The organism is Agromyces sp. P1_H4 (genome assembly GCF_056405255.1).
In genome coordinates, this window is sequence record NZ_JBFUCL010000333.1 from 1 (window position 1) to 4162 (window position 4162).

A 4162-nucleotide genomic window follows, 5' to 3' on the forward strand; every position below is an offset into this window, starting at 1 on the left:
GAACGTGCGTGCGCAGGCGCTGTACGAACGCCTGGGTTTCGAGCGCGTGCCCGAGCGTGACGCGACCGTCTCGACCGGCGAGGTCGAGGCCCTCGTCTTCCGGTATCCGCTGCAGCAGCGCGACGACGTGCGCGTGCGGCTCATGCGCCCCGACGAGGCCGGCGAGGTCTCGGCCCTCACCGAAGCGGCCTACGCGGTCGACTTCGCATTGAGCGACGCCTACCGCGCCGACATCGCCGCGGTGGCCGGACGAAGCCGTGAGCACCAGGTCTGGGTGGCGACGGATGCCGCGAGCGGCATGCTGCTCGGCACCGCCTCGACGCCGCGCGCCGGCCGGGCCATCTCGCCGCTGGCCCGCGAAGGGGAGCTCGACTTCCGATTCCTCGGCGTCTCGGCCACAGCGCGCCGCCGGGGGATCGGCGCGCTGCTCGTGCGGCACGTGCTGCAGCTCGCGCGCATCCGGGTGACGCCGCGCGTGGTGCTCAACACCGGCCCCGAGATGGTGGCGGCGCAGCGCCTCTACGACGGGCTCGGCTTCGAGCGGCTGCACGAACGCGAGTTCGTGTTCGAGCGGCCCGACGGGTCGAGCTTCCTCATGCTGGCCTACGGGCGGGACGTCGACGCGGAGGCCGCTGCGGCCTGATCGCCGCGCGCTCACAGCGCTCGTACGACACCCCGCGGCGGTGTGAGCGGCACGTGAGCCGCGTGTGAGCGCCGGTAGGGAGCATGGTCCACATGCACACCACCACACAGAACGGCGACTGGGCCGTGGAGGCCGACGGCCTCGTCAAGGTGTTCGGTTCCAATCGCGCGGTCGACGGCGTCGACCTTCGGGTTGCGACCGGCACCGTCTACGGCGTCCTCGGGCCGAACGGCGCCGGCAAGACCACCACCATCTCCATGCTCGCGACCCTCCTCCGGCCCGACGCCGGCCGGGCGCGCATCTTCGGTCACGACGTGCAGCGCGAGTCGCAGGTCGTGCGCCAGCTCATCGGCGTCACCGGACAGTACGCGTCGGTCGACGAGAACCTCTCGGCCACCGAGAACCTCGTGATCTTCTCGCGGCTGCTCGGCCACTCGCACGCCGCCTCGAAGGCCAAGGCCGCCGAGCTCCTCGACGAGTTCGGGCTGACGGATGCCGCGAAGCGCCCGTTGAAGAGCTTCTCGGGCGGCATGCGCCGCCGGCTCGACCTCGCGGCGAGCCTCATCGCGCAGCCGCCGCTGATCTTCCTCGACGAGCCGACCACCGGTCTCGACCCGCGGACGCGCGCCCAGATGTGGGGCACCATCCGCCGCCTGGTCGCCACCGGGTCGACCGTGCTGCTCACCACGCAGTACCTCGACGAGGCGGACCAGCTCGCCGACCGCATCGCGGTCATCGACCGCGGCCGCGTCGTCGCCGAGGGCACGGCCGACGAGCTCAAGGCATCGGTCGGCGAGTCGAGCCTCGAGCTGCGCCTCGCCGACTCCCGCGACGTCGACGACGTGCGCGTCGCCATCGAGCGCGTGCTCGGCGTCTCGCCGACGATCTCGCCCGAGGCCGGGCGCATCACCGCCCCCATGAACAACCCCGACCGCGTCACGGAACTGCTCGTCACCCTCCGCGACGAGGGCATCCACCTCGCCGAGCTCAGCGTGGCCAAGCCCACCCTCGACGAGGTGTTCCTGACACTGACCGGCCACGGCGTCGAGGACGAGGCATCCGCCGACGTCGCGGCATCCGGCACCGAGCTCGAAGGGAGCCGCGCATGAGCGCGATCGCCACCACCACCATCACCCCCGGCCACGAGCGCAAGCTCAAGAACCGCGTCAGCCTGCAGGAGTCGCTCTCGCACACCCTCACGATGGCGTACCGCGGGATCCTCAAGATCAAGCGCACGCCCGAGCAGCTGTTCGACGTCACCCTGCAGCCGATCATCTTCACGGTGATGTTCACGTACATCTTCGGCGGCGCGATCGCGGGCGACGTGCAGAACTACCTGCCGATCATCATCCCGGGAATCCTCGTGCAGACCGTCATCTCGACGTCGATCGTCACCGGCGTGCAGCTGCGCGAGGACATGGACAAGGGCGTGTTCGACCGGTTCCGCTCGCTGCCGATCGCCCGCATCGCGCCGCTCTCGGGGGCGCTGCTGGCCGACACCGTGCGGTACCTCATCGCCACGACCCTCACGTTCGCCATGGGCTACCTCATGGGCCTGCGCCCCGGCGGCGGACTGGCCGGCGTCATCGCCGCGTCGGTGCTCGTGATCGTGTGCGCCTGGTCGCTGTCGTGGATCTTCGCGTTCTTCGGCGTCGTCGCGCGTAGCGCCTCGAGCGTGCAGGGCATCTCGATGATGATCCTCTTCCCGCTCACGTTCCTGTCGAACGCGTTCGTGCCGGTCGACACCATGCCCGAGTGGCTGCAGTGGTTCGTGAACATCAATCCGGTCTCGCACATCGTGACCGCCGTGCGCGACCTCGTGAACGAGGGCATGGTCGGGCCCGAGGTCGGTTGGGCGCTGCTCGGTTCGGCCGTGGTCGTCGCGGTGTTCGCGCCGATGACCGTGAAGGCCTACATGCGGAAGGCGTGAGGACCGACGGTCCTCAGGATGACGGAACGGGCGCTGCGATGAGTTCGCGCGCCCGTTCCGCGCATTCGTCGGTCGTGCGTGACGCCGCCGCGGCGCGGGCGGCAGCGAGGCGCTCGGGGGCGACGCGGGCCTCGACGGCGCCGATGACGCGGGCGCGGCTCGGACCGGGGGCGTCCTGGCGGCCCGACAGGCGCTCGCCGAGGGCGATGAGCTCGACTCCCCGCTCCTCCCCGCCCGGCTGATGGAGCATCCAGGTTCCGAGGCCGACGGCGATCGTGCCCAGCACCGGCTTGTCGGTGTAGCCGCCGCGCGCGCGGTACGACGCGATCGTGCGGAAGCGCAGCCGGTCGGCCCAGCCCCGCACCTCGTCGGCCGGCCAGCCGTCGAGGGCGCCGCGCGCCGCGAAGCCGGCGAGCACGATGAAGTACCACGGCGAGCCACGGCGTCGCCCGTCGTGGAACGCGTCGATCGCGCGGCGGGCGAGCCGCAGCGACTCGGCCTCGCGCCCCTCGAGGTGGGCGATCTCCGAGAGCCCCACGTCGGCAATGGTGGACACCGCCATGCCGTCGGCCATCACCCGGTCGTCGTCGGCCATCGCCTCGAAGAGCGGACGCGCCTCGTCGATCCGTCCGGCGGCGAGCAGGGCACCCGCGATCATCCAGTCCAGCTGGATCAGGTCCTGCTCAGCGCCCAGCGACTCGAGCCCGGTGCGGGCGCGACGCGCACGYCGGAGGGTCTCGAGCGGCCGGTTCGACTGGCTCGCGAGCTCCGCGAGCATCATCGACGAGATCGCCTCGATCCAGACGTCGCCCGTGCGGCGTGCGAGTTCGGACGCTCGCAGCGCGTGGCGTTCCGCCGCCACCGGATCGCCCTCGTTCTCGGTGAGCTGGCTCAGCATGATGGAGCCGAGCGCCGCGCTGTCGGGGTCGTCCGACGCGGCCATCGCCTCGAGCCGCGCGAGGGACTCGGCCTGGTCGGGCATCGCGAGCAGGAAGCCGCCGGCAGCCTCCAGCCACGGCGGCATCGGATGCCGCTCCTCAGCGAGTCGCTTCATGCGCGCCGCGCCACGCGCGCCGGTCATGCTGCCCGTGGCGAGGTGCGTGGCGGTGATCAGGGAGAGGGCGAGCATGGTCGCCGGGGCGAGTTCGGGAGCCGGGTGCCCGTCGCTCGTGCTGTCGAGCACGGCTGCGCCGAAGGCGAGGATCTCGGAGTGCGCGCTGCGGACCGTCCACCGGTACGCGAGCGCCGCGAACACGGGGAGGACGACCTCGCCACGACGTGCCGCGATCGCTCGGCGCAGCACCCCCACGAGGTTGTCCTGCTCGAGGTCGAGCTCGCGGAACGCCGTGATCTGGTCGGGTCCTCGCACCTCGTCGAGTGCGCGGAGCGAGAGGCGCACCGCCCAGGTGTCCATCGCCGCGAGGGCATCGGCCTCAGCGCCGGCCTCGGCGAGCTTCAGCTGTCCGAACTCGCGCACCGTCTCGAGCATCCGGTAGCGCGGCGCGGCCGCGCCCGGGGCGTGCGAGACGGCGAGCAGCGACTGGGTGATGAGCCCGTCCAGGAGCCAGACGGCGTCGGCAGCACCGGTG

At 71.8% G+C, this 4162-nt stretch carries 3 protein-coding genes and 1 pseudogene; 3 read left to right on the forward strand and 1 reads right to left on the reverse strand.

Features of this window, described 5'->3' with window-relative positions; genetic code table 11:
• The 3 genes from AC1DY2_RS16480 to AC1DY2_RS16490 form a co-directional block, all read left to right on the forward strand.
• The coding region (locus AC1DY2_RS16480) for a GNAT family N-acetyltransferase (RefSeq protein WP_476763399.1) at window positions 1-643 on the forward strand (643 nt) is incomplete at its 5' end.
• Between the two features lie 92 nt (window positions 644-735).
• Window positions 736-1752, forward strand: coding sequence for an ATP-binding cassette domain-containing protein (locus AC1DY2_RS16485; RefSeq protein ID WP_476763400.1), 1017 nt, complete (start codon window positions 736-738; stop codon window positions 1750-1752).
• Window positions 1749-2573 carry an ABC transporter permease gene (locus tag AC1DY2_RS16490; protein ID WP_476763401.1) on the forward strand — a complete coding sequence of 275 codons (825 nt, stop codon included), beginning with the start codon at window positions 1749-1751 and terminating at the stop codon, window positions 2571-2573. The genes AC1DY2_RS16485 and AC1DY2_RS16490 overlap by 4 nt, the downstream gene beginning before the upstream one ends.
• 13 nt (window positions 2574-2586) lie before the next feature.
• Here the strand turns inward: AC1DY2_RS16490 and AC1DY2_RS16495 are convergent.
• Window positions 2587-4162 (reverse strand): annotated as a pseudogene (locus tag AC1DY2_RS16495) (hypothetical protein); the annotation flags it as partial.

What these genes read in the sequence shown, in the direction of transcription:
- AC1DY2_RS16485 (WP_476763400.1), top strand. Translation starts at nt 736, where the DNA reads ATGCACACCACCACACAGAACGGCGACTGGGCCGTGGAGGCCGACGGC.
- AC1DY2_RS16490 (WP_476763401.1), top strand. Translation starts at nt 1,749, where the DNA reads ATGAGCGCGATCGCCACCACCACCATCACCCCCGGCCACGAGCGCAAG.